Origin of the sequence: Nocardia alba NBRC 108234 (genome assembly GCF_001612665.1) — a bacterium.
GTDB lineage: Bacteria > Actinomycetota > Actinomycetes > Mycobacteriales > Mycobacteriaceae > Nocardia > Nocardia alba.
This window is the reverse complement of sequence record NZ_BDAX01000017.1, coordinates 63,899-82,348: the sequence shown is the minus strand read 5'-3', so window position 1 is coordinate 82,348 and position 18,450 is coordinate 63,899. Positions and strand designations below refer to the sequence as shown.

Below are 18,450 nucleotides of genomic sequence, written 5' to 3'. Positions count from 1 at the left end.
CGAACAGGTAGAAGTTCCCGATAGGACCGGCGCCCTTTCGACAGCGGATTGCCTGGCGTCGAGTGGACCGGTCCTGCGCATCACCGAGGAGTCGACCATGACCAGCAACCCGTCCACCTCGCGCACTGTCACGCCCGAGGCAGAGCCCATCCAGAAACAAGCCATCGTCGAGGGAATATCCCTCTCGGCGGCGTTCATGCTCATCATTCTGGCGGCGGTCTCCATCCTGGAAGGCATCTCCGCGATCGCCGACGACCAGTTGTACGTCGCCGGAATCGAATACATCTACGAGTTCGACACCACGACGTGGGGCTGGATTCATGTCGTGCTCGGCGCCCTCGCGCTGATCTTCGGCGTCGGCCTCGCGATCGGGGCGACATGGGGTCGCTACGGCGCACTGGGAATCGCCGCGCTGGTGATCGTCGCGAACTTCATGTCCCTGCCGTACTACCCGGCGTGGTCGATCGTGATCATCGCGCTGAGTGTCGTGGTCATCTGGGCTGTCACCACCTGGCGGCCCGAACGCTGAGTCGCCGATAGCGGGGGGCGAAGCCGACAACTGGCCAGCGTACGACCCGGCGCGACCGGTCGGTCCCGAACGAACAGGCAGCAGATGATGCGCGACGACAACGAATCCGTGCAGATCGATCAGACGATCGAACGTCTGATCGCCCAATTCCCCACGGAATCACCGGCGGAGATCGAACTCCTGGTTCGGCGGATCCACGCGCGATTCGCCGATGCCCGCGTCCGCGATTTCGTGCCGCTGCTCGTCGAGAAAGCCGCTCGGCAAGTCGTCGGCCTCTACCCGATCGAGGTCACCGGCGAGGACCCACACAGCACCCCGACGATGGCCACGATCTAGTGAATACGCCTGACCTGTCGCATGTGGTCCCGGCGCACGCGCGAGTGCGCTGAGGCCTGGGCGACCATGTCGTGGAAGGACCGCGTCACCGCGCTACCCGGCATCGCGACAGCCCGCGAATATCGCCGTGCGTGGCTGCGATCCGACATCACCGCGGGCCTCGTCCTGACCGCGTTGTTGATCCCCGCCGGTATGGGCTACGCCGAAGCAGCGGGGCTTCCCGCGTACGCCGGGCTCTACGCGACCATCGTGCCGCTGCTGGCCTACGCGGTGGTCGGACCGTCCAGAATCCTTGTGCTGGGACCGGATTCGTCACTCGCCCCGTTGATCGCGGCCGCGGTGCTACCGCTGGCCGCCGTCGACGATCCCGACCGCGCGCTGGCCCTGGCGGGAGTCCTCGCCGTCCTCGTCGGGCTCATTCTGCTCGTGGGCGGGTTCCTTCGCCTCGGGTTCGTCACCGAACTGCTGTCCAAACCCATCCGACTCGGCTACCTGAACGCGATCGCGCTCATCGTCATCGTCGGGCAACTTCCCAAGTTGCTCGGCTTCGACGTGGACGCCACCGGCATGCTCGCCGAGATCGCCGCGATCGGGCAGGCCGTATTCCACCGCGAGATCGATCCCGTCGCGGCCGCTATCGGGCTCGGCGCGCTCGCTGTCATCGTGGGCTTGCGCTGGTGGCTGCCCGCGGTACCGGGGGTGCTGGTCGCGGTCGCGGGCGCCATCGCGATCTCGGCCGCCGCCGGCCTCACCGACGACATCGGGATGGTCGGCGCCCTGCCGACCGGCCTGCCACTGCCTTCCATCGGCGGTATCGGCTGGGACGACATCGGGCATCTGATCGGACCCGCGGCGGGCATCGCGCTCATCGCCTTCGCCGACAGCGGCGTACTGTCGCGAACCTTCGCTTCCCGACACGGCGAAGACGTCAACGGCAGCACCGAGATGAAGGCGATCGGGGTCGCCAACGTGGCGGGCGGACTGTTCGGTGGATTTCCCGTCTCCGCGAGCGGGTCACGAACTCCGGTCGCCGAACAGAGCGGCGCCCGTACGCAATTGGCGGGTGTCGTCGGCGCGCTCGCCGTTGCGCTCTTCGTGCTGCTCGCCCCCGGACTCACCGCGTATCTGCCCGACGCCGCGCTCGGCGCGGTCGTGATCGTCGCGGCCACCGCGTTGATCGATATCCGCGGCATGGTCCGGATGTGGCAGATGAGCTCGGTGGAATTCGCCCTCGCCACGGCAGCGTTCGTCGGGGTCGCTTTGGTCGGCGTGCTGCAGGGCATTCTCGTCGCGATCGGTCTGTCCTTCGTCGCGGTGGTCGCGCGGGCCTGGCAGCCCTACCGCACCGAACTCGTCCGGACGCCGGAACGTCCCGGCTACCACGACATCGAGCGTCACCCGGACGGGCAGCGCATCGCGGGCCTGGTCCTGGTGCGATTCGACGCACCCCTGTTCTTCGCCAACGGACAGATCTTCGACGAGTACGTTCGCTCGGTCGTCGCCGATGCGCCGTCCCCGATCGAATGGGTCATCATCGCCGCCGAACCCATCACCGATCTCGACACCACGGCCGTCGACGAACTCGTCGATCTCGACAATTACCTCGCGGGTAAATCGATTCAACTGATCTTCGCCGAGATGAAAGGGCCGATCAAAGACAAGCTGATCCGCTTCGGTCTCGGTGATCGATTCGACCGGACACATTTTTATCCCACCGTCGAAGCGGCGGTGGACGCCTTCCGCCATCGAACCGACCCCGCGGCCGACCGATGAACGGCAGACGATCGAACCCGAGAGAAGCGCTTAGGGCAACGAACCATCGGTGACATTCGTATCGGCTGCGAGGAAGATGGACAGAGCACCAACTGGTCGCGATCAAGCCGCCGCCGCAGGTGAAATCACCACCGCCGACTCTCGCGGAATCGACAGTTTCCCCAGGAGGTTGCGGTGACAGATGCTGCCGCGTCAGCCGAGACACCTGTTCGGGTAGAGAGCTGCGAGCTCTGCATTGTCGGAGCCGGCCTGGCCGGCGTCAACGCACTCTTCGTCGCCAGTCGATATCTGTCTCGCTCGCAGCGAATTATCCTGATCGATCGCCGCGATCGGTGCGGCGGTATGTGGGTCGACACCTACGACTACGTGCGACTGCACCAACCGCATGGCCTGTTCACCGCCGGCAATATCAAGTGGACACTTGGCCAGGATCGCTCCTATCTCGCGACCAAGGACGAGGTACTCGCCCACTTCGAACACTGCCTCGAGGTTGTCGAGCAACGAGTACGGGTGGACGAGTACTTCGGCTGGACGCTGGAGTCGCAGGACGAGTCCGACGCGATCGTGCGCCTCACCTGCACGTCCTCGGACGGCGAACTGATGGTTGTGCAGGCACAGCGAGTGATCAAAGCCGGCGGATTCGGGGTGATGCCCAACGACCCGCTCGAGATCTCCAGTGCACGGATCACGTCGGTGTCACCCGATTTCTGCGATATGCGGGGGGACGCGATGCGGGCCAGCGACGCCCCCGTGTGGATCGTGGGCGGGGGCAAGACCGCGATGGATACCGCTCACACCCTCATCACCGAATACCCCGGTCGAGAGGTGAACCTCGTGGCAGGTTCTGGCACGTTCTTCTCCGACCGCGACCGCCTGTTCCCTGTCGGGAGCCGACGATGGTGGGGCGGCCGGCTGGCGACCGATGTATTCACGGAACTGGGTCGGCGTTTCGACGGGACCAACGAGACCGATGTGGCGACTTGGTTACGCACGACCTACGGCACGTGGTTGACCCCCACCACAGCCAACTACCTGCTGGGTCTGCTGTCGGAATCGGAGAACAAGACGATTGCCGACGGCCTGAACCAGGTGATCATGGATCACGTTGTCGATGCCGTGGACCGCGACGGCGATATCGACTTGGTGATGCGCAGCGGATCAACCGAGAAGGTTCAACCGGGCAGCTGGATAGTGAACTGCACCGGATACCTCCTGCGCGGCGACCCGCCACCGCCCTACGAGCCCTACGTTTCCGACAGCGGTGCGATCGTCTCGCTCCAGCCGCGATCTGCCACGTTCCATCTGACGTCCTACATGGGTTACTTCTTGACCCACCTACTGTTCTTGAACAAGCTCAGGGAAGTCCCGCTGTACGAACTCGACGCACTGGACCTGCGAAACAAGTCGAATGCGGCACTTCCGTACGTGCTCGGCTCGCTGGCGATCCACAACCTCAGCCTCGTCGTCGACAGCACCCCGAACAGAGTGTTCCTCGATTGCGGGATCGATCTCGATCGCTGGTACCCGCTACCACGCCGGATGATCGCGACGACCCGGTTCATGCTCACCCGCCGCCGCAGACGCGAGCACCTCCGACGAACCCTGGACACAGTGCGCGAACGATTCGATGTCCGCTGCGGCCCACTCGGCTCGTAGCGACCACGGTGAATCGCCGATGAGGGTTGAAACCTGAGCCCACAATCCGTAGCGTCGCACTCGGGTTCGATGTGACCCGCCGCCCGCGCCGAGACATCGGTGAGGTGAACACATCGAGATCGTTCACCATCACACTCGTCTACGAGCAACGGTGCCTGGACAGCTCAGCAACGCGGGCACTGGATTGCACACCGGCACCGGAGTGTAGGTGAAGTGATGGACCTGACCCTTGACGACGCCAAACGCGCCGCCCGCGTTCTTCGCGATCAATCAGCCGCCGATCTCACACACGCCAAGGCGCTCGAGATCGTGGCGCGGCAACTGGGCTTTCGTGACTGGAACACCGCGTCCGCGCGACTTCCAGCCCACCGGGGCATCAGCGCACCCGTACCCGTATTCCGGAGCCTGGACGAGGCCCGAGCACGCGAGTTCTACATCGACTACCTCCGCTTCGAGATCGAGTGGGAACATCGCTTCGACTACGCGCAATCAGTCCTCTACATGCGTCTGCGCCGCGACCGATTCGTTCTCGACCTGTCCGAACATCACGGCGACGGCACCCCTGGTTCGACCGTGTGGGTACCGGTCGGTGACGTCACCGCACTACACAAAGAACTCCATGCCACCGGATACGACCGGATGAATCCCGGCATCGAAGCCGACTCACCGGGCGGACCCACCATGGAAGTCATCGATCCCTTCTCGAATACGATTCGCTTCTGCCAAGTCGCGACGTAGCCCTGGGCAGCACTACGCCGGTTCGCATATCGCGATGCCATGGCGCCCGGGTCGGCCGACCTCCCTGCGATGGATCTGTACAAACCCAGCATCCATGACCTAAGATTAGGCTAGCCTCACCGAACATCGGGACGGCCCTATGTTCGATCCCGAGCCCTATCCGGAGAGGCCGCCCGTGTACGTCTGCAACTGTTTCGCGGTGACCGAGGAGGACGTCCGCCGACACATGGCCGACGGCGCGTGCACACCCCGAAGGATCGCCTCCGCGTGCAAAGCGGGCACTGATTGCGGGTCGTGTGTGCGCCGCATCCAAGCGCTACTCGCCCGCACCGCTTTGCACCGCGAGTACGAATCCGGTGCCGAGAACCTCGACGAGGTCGCCTAGGAGTCGGGCTGCTCGATCAGCTGCGCGATATAGAGCGGTTCGCCGAGCTTCTCGACCAGCTCCAATTGCGTATCCAGGTAGTCGATGTGGTGCTCCTCATCGGCGAGGATCGACTCGAAGATGTTGGCGGAGGTGATATCTCCCTTGGTGCGCATCACCTCTACCCCACGCCGCAGCCGGTCGATGGCCTCCGCTTCGACCTCTCGGTCGGCCTGGAGCATCTCCGTCAGGGTCTGCCCCACACGAACATGGAACAGCCGCTGATAGTTGGGCAGACCGTCCAGGAACAGGATCCGGTCGGTCAGGAGCTCCGCGTGCTTCATCTCGTCGATGGACTCGGAGCGGGTGTACTTGGCGAGCTTGGTCCAGCCGAAATTCTCTTGCATCTTCGCGTGCAGGAAGTACTGGTTGATCGCGGTCAGCTCCGCGGTCAACTGTTCGTTCAGAAACTCGATCACTTCAGGATCGCCTTGCATGGGTCGAACTCCTTCCGGAAACGAATCGGGGCGATGCGCATCATTGCAGCGCGGCCCGGGCGGAGTCCAGTAAGTCAACACTTGGTAAGTCAACACTTGGTCAGGGCCGCAAGGGGTCTCCTCGACACACGCTGCAATCACGCGATTCGCCGGTCCTTTCCCCGCGCGTCGACCGACCAGGATCTTCACACATGTCCGATGAGCAATTCATTCTTGCCGAATTCCATTGCTCTACAGCATGGTTCACGAACGGCAACCACAAAGGCGTTGTCCCGCTGGTCGAAGCCCAGGCACCCGGCGTATGCCGCTCCCCCGCTCAGGGTGCCGCGAGCCGCTGTTCCTGCACCATGCGCTGTAGGTCATCGATCGTTTCGTTCAGTCCGGGCCCCAGCCGCGGCCCTGGACTGAAGGTCGCGGGGAGTTGCCGCATCCCCTGGATGAGACCGATCGTTTCGTAGTGGACTGCCCCGTCGGGATCGCAGTGGAAGTCCGGCATGCGATCGAGAACCGCGACCAGCATCCGCTTGAAGACCGTACGCGCCACATTGGACCCGATACACCGGTGGATGCCGAGCCCGAAACTCAAGTGCCGGTTACCTTTCCGATCGAGCACGACTTCGTCAGGGGACGGGAAGACGGTAGCGTCGCGGTTGGCCATCGCCCACGACAGCCACAGGCGCTCCCCCTCCTTGAACTGCTGCCCGGCGACCTCGCAGTCCGCGGCGATCGTCCGGCCGTCCCCCGGCGCGGGGGTGAAGTACCGCAGGAACTCCTCGGTCGCCGGGTTCAGCAGCGTGTCGCGTTCCCTGCTCAGGGTTTCCCGTTCGGCAGGGTGCTGCGACAGCCACTCCAGCGAGTGGGCGGTGAGCGCTGTCGTGGTATCGAATCCTCCGCCGATGAGCAGGCCGAGAATACCGAGAAGGTCGATCTCTTCGGGCTTCTCGCCATCGATCTCCATGCGGGCCAGCGCATCGATCAGGCCGGGGCGTGGCTCTTCGCGGATCTCGTGCAGGTTCGCGAGTAGGTCCATGCCCATCGCCATGTTGAGGTTCTGGACCCGTTCACGATCGGGCGAATCCGGTGGGGTGTAGACCCCGGCATGGGCCGGCTCGTTGTAGACCGCCCATTTCCGCAGGGGAACGCCGAGCATGGCAAGGGTGAGGACAGCCGGAACGACGTTCGCGAGATCGTCGACGAGGTCGATCTGCCCGGACTCGATCTTCTCGTCGAGGCAGGCTCGCACGATCTCGTCGATGAAGGGCTCCCACCGCCGGATCGCACTGGGAGAAAGGTAGGGATTGAGAACGGCGCGGAACAATCGATGCTCCGGATCGTCCATCTCGAGAATTCCGTTCCGCAACGGGATGACCGGCTCGCTGTTGGGAATGGTGATCCCCTGATAACCCCGGCGCTCGTTCTTGTAATCCCGATCGTTGGAGACATGGGGGCAGCGGGCGAGTTCGAAGACTTCATGCAGGCCCGCCGCGACCCAGTGACCGTCGTAGGTGTCGGTCCATGCTATCGGGCACGCCCGGTGCATCTCGTGGGTGATCGCTTCGAATCTTCCCCGATATTCGGGATGGTGGCGGTCGAAATGATAGCGCCGGCGCTTCCGGTCGGATTCTGTCGATGGGTTTCTTGCGTCCACTGATGTTTCCTCTCGAGCGTAGTCCGTTGAGTGCGCCCCGGTCATTTCGCGCGATTGATCGGCACCATCTCAGGAAATTCGACACCGTCGGGAAGAACGAGTTTTCCGTCGGTATCGATGTAGCCGGAGCCCTTGCGCGGCATCGGCAGCGCGGGATCGGGGCAGGGCTTGTCGGTCCCTTCCCCGCAGATGCCGCCGGTGAAGTACGAACGCTCCTGAATATCGGCGGGCCACGGATCGGCGTGCTGGCCGAACCATTGCGCGGGAACGTTGTAGAGGAGAAAGAAGGTCGTGCTCACCGCGGCGAAGATCGCCAGGAAACGGATGAGTTGCTGCCGGACGAGACCACCGCGGACCTGATCGAGTCCACGCTCGGCGATCGTGCGCCCGCGATCATCGGTGAAGTAGCGCAGGCAGGCCAAGCCCGCTTGCACCCCACCCCACATCACGCCCTCGTAGATCGGCCATTGATAGTAGTGACCGGCGTTGAACGACACCGACTGGATCGCGCCCGGGTAGGTGTAGAGCCCGAGCGGCAGCAGCAGGCAGGCTTCCATGACGAAATCGAGGACGAAGGTGAAGGCGAAGGTCACGCCGATCAACCCGACGGTGCTGATCCCGGGCCAGCGCGCCTTGACTTTCCGCATGAACCAGCAGACGACGATCGTGATGAGTAGCACGCCCCACGCATAACCCGGGATGTTCATCAGTAATGGTTCGGAGACTTGGGCGCCCGGTTCTTCCGGCGATACCCAACCCGGAACATAGGGAGTCCACGAACCCCGGTTGAACATCCAGGTGTTATAGGTGCACCACGTGTTCAAGTAGTTCAGGAACGGGTCCTGGAAGAACATCAGGCCCATGGACACCAGCAGTATGCCGTCCAGGGTGATCCGGCGCTCGCGCCGCCACGGCCTGATGATCCACCAGTACACGGCGATGGGCAGACCGATGATGAGCGCGACCGTCCAGATGGTGAGGATCGTCTTCATGAGCATCGGCGGATCACTCGCCCCGGTGGGCACCCGCTCGAAGTAGGGACCCGTGATCCACCTGATCCACACGTACACCTGCAGCGCCAGCAGTAGCGCGCCGATGACGGCCCAGATGTAGACGGCCTTGCTCGGCTGCCGGGTTCCGCCCCCGAGAGTCGCTGTGGTGTCGATTGATTCGGTGACCTCGAGGGTCTTCTTGTTCGACAGTTCGCTCATCCAACTGCCCCTTCTGGATTGCGTCTTTGCAGCGCCCACCGATCCGATCACCGACAGCGTCGACTCAGCGATGCGCTCGATAGCACCGGCGCCGCGGCGAAGCCTTCCGCCCCGGCGAGTCCGTCTCCTCTCGGCCGGCCCTCCAAGCAAAATACCATCGAGTATCTAAGATTATTATCGGTTTCTGTAATCCCGATAGGGATCTGAACACGGACCTCGGTCCAGCCGAACTCACCACCCAGGCCATGATTCGGGGCGAATCCGCCACAGCGAATCGGTGCGGGAGAATGGTCGGGTGAGCATCCACGGCGACCTCGACCACCCTGCTGACCTGCGGGTATTGTCGACGGTCGAGTGGAAGGCCGCGGCGGAGGCGCATCGGGAGCGACTCGATCGCCTGGTCGGGCCCTATCTCGAACGCCGTGCCTCAGGGATCGCCCATCCGGTCGTGGATTTCCTTTTCACCTACTACGGCAATAAGCCGTCGCAGCTGCGGCGGTGGCATCCGGGGTTCGGGATCGCGCTGCGCGATGCGGGGGACTATCGGGGTGCGCGGGGGTACCACGAGGCGGCGGGCGAGCCGGCTACCTTCACCGCCGACCCGGCCTATCTCACCAAACGGCGCGACACGATCGGGTTCGTGTCGACACTTCTCACCGCGACAGCGAGACGTCCGGCGCAGTTGTCGTGCTTCGGGCTGCACGAGTGGGCGATGGTCTATCGCAGCGATGACGTGCGCCATCAGCAGGTGCCGCTGCGCCTTGGACACGCGGGGACGGATGCGGTGGTGGAGTCGATGTCGTTGCGGTGCACGCACTTCGACGCGTTCCGGTTCTTCACCCCGGAGGCGGTGGGACGCAATGCCGAACCGCTCACCCGCGCGGACCAGGTGGAGCGCGAACAGCCCGGCTGCCTGCACGCGAATATGGATCTCTACAAGTGGGGTTTCAAACTCGCCCCGCTGATCTCCTCGGACCTGCTGCTCGATTGCTTCGAACTCGCCTGCACCGCACGCGAACTCGATATGCGCGCCAGCCCGTACGACCTGGCCGAATTCGGGTATGAGCCGATTCGCATCGAAACCCCCACCGGCCGAGCCGAGTACGTGCGCGCTCAGGCGGCCGTTGCCGAATCCGCCGATACGCTGCGGGCTCGCATGCGACAGGCGTGCACCGAGTTGTCCTCGGCGCAGGCCGGATTCGACGCCAAGGACTAGCCTCGGTCGGCGGGCCGGGGCGCGTCCTCGTCGAGGGCGGAACCGTCCAGCTCTTGGTCCGACGGTTCGGTGACCAGGGCGAAATCGCCGTCGTGCACTTCGGTTCCGTGGTCGACCGCACCTTCGACCAGTTCGATGCCACGATCCATCCGCACGATCAGCGGGTCGTCGCGCAGATCCTTGTACAGCGACACACACATCGCCACCATCACCACCAGGAACGGCAGCGACACCACCGTGGTCAATGCCTGCAGACCGGTCAACGCGCCGCCGAGATCGTCGGAATCGGCGATCACCAGCATGATCGCGGCGACCGCGCCGGTGGCCGCGCCCCAGAAGATCACGACCCATTTCGACGGTTCGATGCTGCCGCGTTCGGACAGGGTGCCCATCACGATCGAGGCCGCGTCGGCACCGGAGACGAAGAAGATCGCGACCAGGATCATCACGACCACCGCGGTCACCGAGGCGATCGGGTACTGGTCGAGCAGGTGGAACAGCGCGAAGTTGGAGTCGACCGAACCGTCGGGTTCGGTGAGGTCACCGTTGCGCTCCTGCTCGTAGATACCAGCGCCGCCGAAGATCGCGAACCACAGCAGGCTCACCACGCTCGGCACCAGCAGCACACCGGTGACGAACTGGCGGATGGTGCGGCCGCGACTGATCCGCGCGATGAACATGCCGACGAACGGCGTCCACGAGATCCACCAGGCCCAGTAGAAGATCGTCCAGCTCGACAGCCATGTCTGCATCGCCTCGTCGCCGGCGCCGGTGCGCGAGGCCATGGTCGGCAGGTACTCGATGTAGTCACCGATCGAGGTGGGCAGGATATTGAGGACGAACAGGGTCGGGCCCGCGATGAACACGAACGCCGCGATGGCAAGGGCCAGCACCATATTGATGTTGGACAGCCACTGGATGCCGCGTTCGACACCCGAGACCGCCGACAGCACGAAGGCGACCGACAGGCCCGCGATGATCGCGACCAGACCGATTTTCCCGATGCCGTCGATCCAGCCGTTGAACTCCATGCCCGCGCCGATCTGCAGGGCGCCCAGACCGAGGGAGGCCGCCGAGCCGAACAGGGTGGCGAAGATCGCCATCATGTCGATCGCCCGGCCGCCGATCCCGTCGGCGTGGCGGCCGAGCAGTGGGCGGAACACCGAGGAGATCAACTGCGAGCGGCCTTTTCGGAACGTGCCGTAGGCGATGGCCAGGCCCGCGACGGCGTAGATCGCCCACGGGTGCAGTGTCCAGTGGAACAGCGTGGTGGCCATGGCGACTTCCGCGGCGGCCGGCGAGCCGGGCTCGGCGGTGTGCGGCGGAGGGTTCACGAAGTGCGACAGCGGTTCGGCCACACCCCAGAACATCAGGCCGATGCCCATGCCCGCGCTGAACATCATCGCGATCCACGACACGGTGCGGAATTCGGGTTTCTCGTCGTCGGCGCCCAGCGGAATCCGGCCGTAGCGGCTGACCGCCAGCCAGATCACGAACACCACGAACGAGGTGGCGGTGAGCACGAACAGCCAGCCCGTGTTGGTGATGACCCACTTCTGCGCGCTGCTCGCGGCGGCGGCGAGACCCTCGTCGTCGAGAACACCCCAGGCGACGAAGGCGAGGGTACCGATCGCGGTGGCGTAGAAGATGAGCAGATCCAGCCTGGGCCTTCCGGGCGATCCACCAGTTATCGGTCCACCCGGCGGCGGTGCGGTACCGGAGCTTCCTACGACATCGTTCGACATGGATCCGAGTCCTCTCCGATCGCGGAACTCCCCGCCTTTTCAGACGCGCTGGTCGTGCAGAGCAACCGTACAGCGTATGGGTGGTGACCCAGGGTAAGCGCGAGCCCGCCCTACACCCGGTTCCCCGAAACACCCTTCGACGACCATTCGACCGCCTTAGTATTCGTGATACGGCACAACTGTCTGAGCCAGTTGTGTTGTCCGCATCATTGATTCGGGAGGGCAACGATGCCATCGCGTACGAACACCCACGGCCGACCCCACGCCGGGCCCACGAACCAGCCGGGGAATCCCGCCGCGGCTCCGCCGAATCGCCGACGACATTCGCTGGTGCGGTATGTGGCGACGGCCGCGATCACGGCGCTCGTGGCCGTCGGCCTGCCATCGGGCGCGACAGCCGATATCGGCGCCGACCTGTCCGGCGCGGTGCGGGAATTCCTCGAAGTGGGCCGAACGGCGGTGCCGCGGGCCGACTGCGGACCCGGTTCCCTCCCCGAAACCGGGCTGCAGGGCGACGTCCCCGCCGGTGACCGGGACAGCGGGCGCAGCACACAGGGCTATCGCTGCAACATGTCGATGGTCGGGGGTTACGCGGGACGCGGAGCGGGCATCACCTCCACCAGTTTCGAGCACTGTGCCTACATGGGCACTGTCTTCCCCGGCACCCTGCTCAGCGAGCACCAGGGTGTCGAGGTCCTCGATGTCACCGATCCCGCGAATCCGCACCGCACCGCGACGCTCGCCGAACCCGCCATGCTGGCGGGCACCTGGGAGACGTTGAAGGTCAACACCACTCGCAAACTGCTCGTCGGCACAGGTGTGCCGGTGGGCATCGGAGCCGGATACCTGTCGGTGTACGACATCTCCGATTGCGCGCATCCCCGACTGCTCAACCCGGGGACCGGCTCGAATCTGTTGATGCCGCTGCCGATCACGACGCACGAGGGTGGCTTCTCCCCCGACGGTCGCACCTACTGGGCGTCGGGCCTGGCGCCCGGTTTCCTCAGCGCGGTCGACCTCACCGATCCGGCGAACCCCCGGGTGATCTGGCAGGGACTGACCGGCATCGAGTCGCACGGGCTCGGGGTGAGCCCCGACGGAAACCGGCTCTACATCTCCGCGCTCGGCGGCTTCACCGTGCTCGACGTGAGCGCGGTGCAACGACGCGATCCGAATCCGCAGGTGCCGCACCTGGGCCGCACGTTCTGGACCGACGGCTGGGCCACCCAGCACAGCGTGCCCGTGACCTACGACGGCGTGCCCCACCTGTTCACCGTCGACGAGGGCGGTTCCGGCGGCGTGAAACTCATCGATGTCTCCGACGACAGCGCGCCCCGGATCACGGCGAAGATCAAACTCGAGATCAACCTGCCCGACAACATCGACGCGGGCATCGGTTCCTCGATGGGCGGTTCGGCCTTCTCCTACGAATCGCACTACTGCACCGCCGACCGGCCCGCCGACCCGACCGCGCTGGCCTGCGGCTGGATCTCCTCGGGTATCCGGGTGTTCGATGTCCGCGATCCCGGCGAAATCCGCGAGATCGCCTACTTCAACCCGCCCGCCCGCACCGAACACAATCTCGAGCTCTGGAATTCGCCCCACGCCCTGGCCTCGATCATCGGCATTCCGGTGATGAGCGCCCCGGCGGCGTTGCGGTCGATGGCCGAGGGGCTGTTCGATCCGGCGCAGGTGCTCACCTCCCGGGCCGGCGATGTCGCGTTCGGTGATCTGTCCACGGACTGGTGCCTCTCGCCACCGGAGTGGCGCGGCGATCAGCTGTACGTCACGTGTTCCGACAACGGGTTCATGGTGCTGCAGCTCGACAACGCGGTGTACACACCGCCCGCGAATCAGCAGTCCACGGTCGGGTCGTGACCGTGCATCGGATGATCCGACTGGCGTTCGCGGGGGCCGCCGCGGTGTTCCTGCTGGCACTCGGCGCGGCGCTGCGACCGCTGTTCGTCACCGAGGCGGCCGCCCCTGCGCCGGTTCTCACCACGACAGAGCTCGGCTTCGTCCAGGACATGACCGCGCACCACCAGCAGGCGCTGATCCTCACCGAGCGCCTCGACCCGGCGGCCGATCCCACCGTGCGCAGGCTGGCCGACCAGATCGCCGATACCCAGCGGGTGGAGATCGGCACTCTGCTCGGCTGGACCCAACTCGCCGGCGCCGCGCCCACCGCCGCCGTCCCGATGACCTGGATGGCGGGTACCCACCACCACTCGGCCGGCGCGCCGACCGCGATGCCGGGCATGGCCACCACCGCCGATCTCGACACCCTCGCCGCGGCCCGCGCGGCCGACGCCGAAACACTGTTCCTGCAGCTGATGTATCGCCACCACGCGGGCGGCATCACGATGGCCCGCGCCGCCGATGCCCTGCTCACCTCGGGGCCGGTGAAACAGGCCGCCCGCGCCATGGCGCAGTCGCAAAGCCAGGAACTGGGCTATCTGGGCATGCTCCTGGACCTGCGCGGTGCCCGACCCACCTCCTGATCGAGGCCACCGTGTGCTGTGGTCAGGAGCGGTCGGTGAAGTGGGCGTTGAGCGTGGTCTGGGTGAGTTGGGTGTCGCCGTAGCCGAAAGTGCCGTGCTCGGAGAGCTCGGTGGCGGCGTCGAGCAGGTGGCGGTAGAGCAGCCGGGCGATGCTGCCGCCCACCGTGACCCGGCGCACGCCCAGGTCGGCGAGTTCGGCCATCGACAGCGCGCCGCCGGTGAGACCCATGACGACGTTGAGTGGTCCGTCGAGCCGGTCGACGAGGGTGGCGATGGTGGCGGCGTCGGCCGCGCCGGGGACGAACGCGCAGTCCGCGCCCGCGGCGAGATAGGAGTTGGCGCGCCGGATCGCTTCGTCCAGACCGGCGTCCACGAGCAGCGCGTCGGTGCGGCCGACGAGCACGAACGGCTCACCGCCGGCAACCACCGCCGCGCGCGCCGCCCGCACCCGGTCCACCGCGTGCGCCTCGTCGAACAGCGGAGTGGCGCGGTCGCCGGTGAAGTCCTCGATATTGCCGCCCGCCGCACCCGCGTCGATGGCGAGGGAGATGGTGGTCGCCACTTCCTGGGCGTCGGGTCCGTATCCCTCCTCCAGATCGGCGCTGACCGGCACCCGCACGGCGTCGGTGATCTCGTGGATCCGCCGCATCATCGTCGAACGATCGACGCGACCGTGCGCACCGTGCTCGGTGAAGAAGTCGTGATCGGGGCGACCGAACGAGAAGGCGACCCCCGCGCTGGTGGTCGCGATCGCGGGGAATCCCACCGACTCCAGAATCCGCGCACTGCCCGCGTCCCAGGCATTGGGCAGCAGAAAGCAGCCTTCGCGGTGTAGCTCGACGAAAGCCTGTGCGCGTGTCCGCTGTTCGCTGTCCACGAGTGCTCCTGCCGAAGAGGGTGTCGTTGCCGAGTCCATTCTGCCCGCCGCCTTCTCCGACCGATCGGTTCGACCGACCCGACGCGGCGCCGCACCCGACCTCGACGCGAAAAGCCGTGGAAGACGGTGCCATTGACGTGATCGACGCCGAATCACCGACCACCGGCTAGCGGTCGCGCAGCCGCCGGACCGCGTCGTCCATGTGTTCCACGAGCAAGGCGCGGGCACGCTCGGGTGAGCCCGAGCCGATCGCCTCGTGGAGGTCGACGTGTTCGCGGGCTTGTTCGCGCAGGTCGGGGTAGGTGGTTTGCAGGGCGCCCAGACACATGCGGGTTTCGATGAGCAGGGTGCGGGCGGCGCGGACGAGGCGGGGGCTGTCGGCGGCGGTGACCAGGGCCTCGTGGAAGGCCTGGTCCGCGTCGGAGACACCGGCGGCGTCGCCCGCTTCGGCGGTGCGTGCCATGGCGGTGACGCTCGGTCGCAGCGCGGCGTAGGCGATGTCGCGGCGGCCGTCGAGGACGAGGTCGAGTGCGCCGCCTTCCAGGGCGGTGCGGGCGCGGTAGATGTCGATGACGTCGTCGGTGGTGAGTTCGATGACGAAGATGCCGCGGTTGCGGATGCTGAACAGCAGGCCCTCCTGGACGAGGCGTTGCATGGCCTCGCGCACAGGTCCTCGGGAGACGCCGAAACTGGTTGCCAGATCGGCTTCGCCGAGTTGGGCGCCGGGCGCGAGCGCACCGCGCATGATCGCCTCGCGCAGGCGCCCGGCGATCATCTCCGCGGTGGACTGCTGGTTGACCGGCTCGAAATCAATGATCGACATGCCGTCTCCTGTCCGCGAACAACGCTCCGAGCTCCGTGGCGACCGCGCTGACCCCGGCCAGCCGCAGGCCTTCCCAGATGGTGACCTGGTTCGCCGTGAGCACCGGCTTGCCGAGCGCGGCTTCCAAGGTCGGGAGCACCTCGAGAGTATGCATCGCCGTATCCGGGATGAGCAGTGCCTGGGCGTCGGCATGGTCGTTGGTGACGGCCAGGGTGAGGACCTGGTCGGGAGTCAGGGTCCCGACCTCGGCGGCGGTGTCGATGCCCGCACTCGACATGGACACCACCTCGATGCCCGCATCGGCCAGGAAGTCGACGAACAACCGCGCCACCTCCTCGGGGTAACTCGCGACGACGGCCACCCGCCGCATGCCGAGCGCCCGCGCCGCTTCGACGAACGCGAAACTCGTACTCGACGCGGGAACCCCGGCCGCGTCCGCGAGTGTGTCGACCTGACCGCGCGCACCCTCGGGCCCGTAGACGAAACTGCCCGACGTACAGGCCCAGACGACGGCGGCGGGGTCGGCGACGGCGAGCAACGAGGCACCGTGGCTCAACTTCTCCGGGCTGCCGAGATCGAGCAGTTCGGGGATGGCGTGCAGGTCGGTGCCGTAGATGTGGGCTACCGGCAAAGCGAGGCCGAGCAGGGCCGCGGCGCGCGGGTAGTCGTCCTCGGCGGCGTGGTCGGGGTAGATGAATCCGACTGTCGGCGTTGACATCTCACTCCGTTCAGTCCTCATTGGCTCAGAAGACATTGACGAGCCATTTACCTGGGCCCATCATGGGCAGTTTCATTCGGCCGAGGCAGGCCCACATGGTCAGCTGGTTGGCGGTGAGGACGGGTTTGCCGAGTGCCTGTTCCAGTGGCTCGATCACGTCGTAGGTCGGCAGGTTGGTGCAGCTGACGAAGATCGCCTCCGAGTGGGGGTCGTCGGCGCCGAGTATCCGTTCGGCGATGGTGCGGTAGTTGACCTTCCAGATGCCACCGCCGAGCCCGAGGTGATCGGATTTGATCGTGGCGCAGCCCGCTTCGTCGAGGAACTCGTGCAGTTTGCCGGTGAGGATCTCGTCATAGGGGGTGATCACCGACATGCGGGTGATATTGAGGTGCTTGATGGCTTCCACCAGGGCACCGGAGGTGGTCACCGCGTCGGGCGCACCGGCCAGACAGATCGTTTCCCGCAGGGATCGCTCGTAGGCCAGGCCGTTGATGAAACTGCCCGAAGTACACAGGTAGGCGACGACTTCCGGCTCCACGTGCAGCACATCGTGGGTGGCCGCGGTGAGGTGCAGTGGATTGGACACGAGTTCGGCCATCGCCAGGGAGACCGGTACCGGTTCATAGGGAGTGCGGGCCAGGTGCAGACTCACCTCCAGGGGCGCCCACCGCCACAGTTCCCGTTCGAGCGCGAGGTCGAACGGCGCGATCACGCCGATACCTCGTTGGGCTACCGGTCCCTCGATGTCCGGGAAGCTGAACTCCACTGCGGCCCCTCTCGCGCTCAGCCGGGCAGACCTCCGAACACGATCGGATTGTTGACAATCATACGATCCGATCGTACGGTGTCAATGTGGAAAACGGGCCGATTGTCACCGTCCTACATCGTGACAGCCTGCCCGAATCGGACCTCATGGCCCCCGTTGCCGAGCGGGCGCACGTGCGCTACACCGAGGCCGACGGGCTCGCCGATGCGCTCCGCGGCGCCGATGTGCTGTTCGTCTACGACTTCCAGACCCGTGCGGTACCCGGGGCGTGGCACAGCGCCGACCGCCTGCGCTGGCTGCACATGGGCGGGGTCGGCGTCGACCCGGTGATGTTCCCGCGACTGCGCGCCTCCGAGGTGGTGGTCACCAACACCCGCAATGTCTTCGATACCGCCATCGCCGAATACGTCCTCGGACAGATCATCTCGTTCGCCAAGGACCTGCCCGGCTCGATCCGGTTGCAGCAGCGCCACGAGTGGCGCCACCGCGAATCCGAACGCGTGGCCGGGGCCACCGCGCTGATCGTCGGGACCGGATCGATCGGCCGGACCATCGCGCGATTGCTGCGGGCCGCGGGCATGACGGTGCGCGGGGTCGGCCGCCGCGCCCGCACCGATGACCCGGATTTCGGCACCGTCGGCGACGACCTGCACGCCGAACTGCCCGGCGCCGACTACGTGATCGCGATCGCGCCGCTCACCGCGCAGACCCGCCACATGTTCGATGCCGCCGCGTTCGCGGCGATGAAACCGCATGCCAGGTTTGTCAATGTCGGGCGCGGGGAACTAGTGGTTACCGATGATCTCGTCGCCGCGCTCGGCAACGGTTCGATCGCCGCGGCCGCACTGGACGTGGTCGATCCCGAGCCGCTGCCCGCCGGTCATCCGCTCTGGGATCTGCCGAATGTGGTGCTCACACCGCATAATTCGGGCGATTTTCACGGCTGGCGCACCGAGATCGTCCGCGCGTTCACCGACAATTTCGGCAGGTGGGCGGCCGGACTGCCGCTGGACAACGTTGTCGACAAGACGCTCGGGTACGTGCCCGGCTGA

Annotated in this window: 18 protein-coding genes; 10 read left to right on the top strand and 8 right to left on the bottom strand. The window is 65.7% G+C overall.

Going from position 1 to position 18,450, the window contains the following annotated elements; translation table 11 throughout:
* Positions 1-97: 97 nt before the first annotated feature.
* The 6 genes from NA12_RS18990 to NA12_RS18965 all read left to right on the top strand — a co-directional run bounded on the left by NA12_RS18990 (position 98) and on the right by NA12_RS18965 (position 5,417).
* On the top strand, positions 98-529 hold the full coding sequence (locus tag NA12_RS18990) for a DUF7144 family membrane protein (protein ID WP_067452736.1): 432 nt from the start codon (positions 98-100) through the stop codon (positions 527-529).
* An 84-nt stretch (positions 530-613) separates the two neighbouring features.
* Positions 614-865: a three-helix bundle dimerization domain-containing protein gene (locus NA12_RS18985; RefSeq protein WP_067452733.1), complete on the top strand. Its 252-nt coding sequence runs from the start codon at positions 614-616 to the stop codon at positions 863-865.
* A gap of 66 nt (positions 866-931) precedes the next feature.
* Positions 932-2,638 carry a SulP family inorganic anion transporter gene (locus NA12_RS18980; protein WP_067452730.1) on the top strand — a complete coding sequence of 569 codons (1,707 nt, stop codon included), beginning with the start codon at positions 932-934 and terminating at the stop codon, positions 2,636-2,638.
* A gap of 174 nt (positions 2,639-2,812) precedes the next feature.
* Positions 2,813-4,294 carry an FAD-dependent oxidoreductase gene (locus NA12_RS18975; protein WP_067452727.1) on the top strand — a complete coding sequence of 494 codons (1,482 nt, stop codon included), beginning with the start codon at positions 2,813-2,815 and terminating at the stop codon, positions 4,292-4,294.
* A 216-nt stretch (positions 4,295-4,510) separates the two neighbouring features.
* The gene (locus NA12_RS18970; protein ID WP_067452724.1) at positions 4,511-5,032 is read left to right on the top strand and encodes a glyoxalase superfamily protein; all 522 of its coding nucleotides are present in this window, start codon (positions 4,511-4,513) and stop codon (positions 5,030-5,032) included.
* A gap of 139 nt (positions 5,033-5,171) precedes the next feature.
* Complete coding sequence (locus NA12_RS18965) at positions 5,172-5,417, top strand: (2Fe-2S)-binding protein (protein WP_207905632.1); 246 nt, start codon at positions 5,172-5,174, stop codon at positions 5,415-5,417.
* Here NA12_RS18965 and bfr read toward each other — a convergent pair.
* The 3 genes from bfr to NA12_RS18950 form a co-directional block, all read right to left on the bottom strand.
* On the bottom strand, positions 5,414-5,893 hold the full coding sequence (bfr, locus tag NA12_RS18960) for a bacterioferritin (RefSeq protein WP_067452721.1): 480 nt from the start codon (positions 5,891-5,893) through the stop codon (positions 5,414-5,416). The genes NA12_RS18965 and bfr overlap by 4 nt on opposite strands.
* A 316-nt stretch (positions 5,894-6,209) precedes the next feature.
* Positions 6,210-7,541 (bottom strand): cytochrome P450, encoded by a 1,332-nt coding sequence (locus NA12_RS18955; protein ID WP_067452718.1) that lies wholly within the window; start codon positions 7,539-7,541, stop codon positions 6,210-6,212.
* 41 nt (positions 7,542-7,582) lie between these two features.
* The gene (locus tag NA12_RS18950; RefSeq protein WP_067452715.1) at positions 7,583-8,752 is read right to left on the bottom strand and encodes a spirocyclase AveC family protein; all 1,170 of its coding nucleotides are present in this window, start codon (positions 8,750-8,752) and stop codon (positions 7,583-7,585) included.
* Positions 8,753-9,047: 295 nt separating this feature from the next.
* Between NA12_RS18950 and NA12_RS18945 the strand changes: the two genes are divergently transcribed.
* A complete protein-coding gene (locus NA12_RS18945) occupies positions 9,048-9,968 on the top strand; it encodes a 3-methyladenine DNA glycosylase (protein WP_371856006.1) in 921 nt (306 codons plus the stop codon).
* Here the strand turns inward: NA12_RS18945 and NA12_RS18940 are convergent.
* On the bottom strand, positions 9,965-11,713 hold the full coding sequence (locus NA12_RS18940) for a BCCT family transporter (protein WP_084472898.1): 1,749 nt from the start codon (positions 11,711-11,713) through the stop codon (positions 9,965-9,967). The two genes, NA12_RS18945 and NA12_RS18940, sit on opposite strands and share 4 nt — an antisense overlap.
* A gap of 228 nt (positions 11,714-11,941) precedes the next feature.
* On the opposite strand from NA12_RS18940, the gene NA12_RS18935 reads away from it, so the two are divergent.
* Complete coding sequence (locus NA12_RS18935; protein WP_243654981.1) at positions 11,942-13,591, top strand: LVIVD repeat-containing protein; 1,650 nt, start codon at positions 11,942-11,944, stop codon at positions 13,589-13,591.
* Positions 13,588-14,214: a DUF305 domain-containing protein gene (locus tag NA12_RS18930; RefSeq protein WP_371856005.1), complete on the top strand. Its 627-nt coding sequence runs from the start codon at positions 13,588-13,590 to the stop codon at positions 14,212-14,214. Before NA12_RS18935 ends, NA12_RS18930 begins: the two co-directional genes overlap by 4 nt.
* A gap of 22 nt (positions 14,215-14,236) precedes the next feature.
* On the opposite strand, the gene NA12_RS18925 is transcribed toward NA12_RS18930, so the two are convergent.
* The 4 genes from NA12_RS18925 to NA12_RS18910 all read right to left on the bottom strand — a co-directional run bounded on the left by NA12_RS18925 (position 14,237) and on the right by NA12_RS18910 (position 17,398).
* Positions 14,237-15,091, bottom strand: a complete 855-nt coding sequence (locus NA12_RS18925) for an isocitrate lyase/PEP mutase family protein (protein ID WP_174551107.1) — start codon at positions 15,089-15,091, stop codon at positions 14,237-14,239.
* Positions 15,092-15,257: 166 nt separating this feature from the next.
* Entirely contained in the window at positions 15,258-15,914 is a 657-nt protein-coding gene (locus NA12_RS18920) for a GntR family transcriptional regulator (protein ID WP_067452710.1), read from the bottom strand.
* Entirely contained in the window at positions 15,901-16,632 is a 732-nt protein-coding gene (locus NA12_RS18915; protein ID WP_067452707.1) for a maleate cis-trans isomerase family protein, read from the bottom strand. The genes NA12_RS18920 and NA12_RS18915 overlap by 14 nt, the downstream gene beginning before the upstream one ends.
* Positions 16,633-16,657: 25 nt before the next feature.
* Positions 16,658-17,398 carry a maleate cis-trans isomerase family protein gene (locus NA12_RS18910; protein ID WP_067452704.1) on the bottom strand — a complete coding sequence of 247 codons (741 nt, stop codon included), beginning with the start codon at positions 17,396-17,398 and terminating at the stop codon, positions 16,658-16,660.
* An 86-nt stretch (positions 17,399-17,484) separates the two neighbouring features.
* Here NA12_RS18910 and NA12_RS18905 point away from each other — a divergent pair, with 86 nt between their 5' ends.
* Entirely contained in the window at positions 17,485-18,450 is a 966-nt protein-coding gene (locus NA12_RS18905) for a D-2-hydroxyacid dehydrogenase (protein WP_067452701.1), read from the top strand.